The 901-nt window shown below is 72.4% G+C and carries 1 protein-coding gene; it reads left to right on the forward strand.

Features of this window, described 5'->3' with window-relative positions:
* Nucleotides 1-901: TonB-dependent receptor plug domain-containing protein (locus G7A99_RS21680; RefSeq protein ID WP_163144008.1), on the forward strand; the 901-nt coding region annotated here is incomplete at both ends.

Here is a 901-nt window from a genome sequence, read left to right on the forward strand (position 1 = left end):
CCCCCGATGGCGGCGCCTATCTCAAGCCGATTCCCGGATTCAGCCTCTCGCGCAAGGGCGGGACCAACGGCGACCCGGCCCTGCGCGGCCTGGGCGGCTCGCGGCTGAACATCGGCGTGAACGACAGCGCCATCCCCGGCGGCTGTCCCCACCGTATGGACCCGCCCACGGCCTACGTGGTGCCGGAGGCCTTCGACCGCATCACCGTGCTCAAGGGGCCACAGAGCGTGCGCTACGGTGCCAGCGTGGCGGGCACCGTGCGCTTCGAGCGGGATACCGAACGCTTCGAGGCCCCCGGGAGCCGGGCCACGCTCAGTGCGCTGGGCGGGAGTTTCGACCGCAACGACGGGCTCGTGGACGTCACCGCCGGCAACCGCACCGGCTACCTGCGCGGCATCGCCACCCGTTCGGAGGCCGGGGACTACGAGGACGGCGACGGCGAGAGCGTGCACTCGGAGTTCGAGCGCTGGAGCACTACCGCCATCGCCGGCTGGACCCCGGACGCGGACACCCGGATGGAGCTGACCTACGAGCGCGGCGATGGCGAGGCCGCCTACGCCGACCGGAGTATGGACGGTGCCGCCTTCGATCGCACCGGCGTGAGCCTCCGGGCCACCCGTGAGAACATCTCGCCGCTGATCGCCCGGGTGGAGGCGACGCTCTACCGCAACGAGATCGACCACGTCATGGACAACTACACCCTGCGCGACACCGCGCCGTCGGTGTACCGGGTGATGAACCCCCGCCGGGTGACGCGGGGCGGGCGGATCGAGGCGACCCTGGACCTGTCCGCGGCGACGGAGCTGGTGACCGGCGTGGACTACCAGCACAGCGCCCGCGACGGGCGCATGGCCATGAGCGCCACCGGCGAGCCGGCGCTCGGCGACCGCGAGGACGTCGC

It is taken from the genome of Arhodomonas sp. KWT (assembly GCF_010993615.1).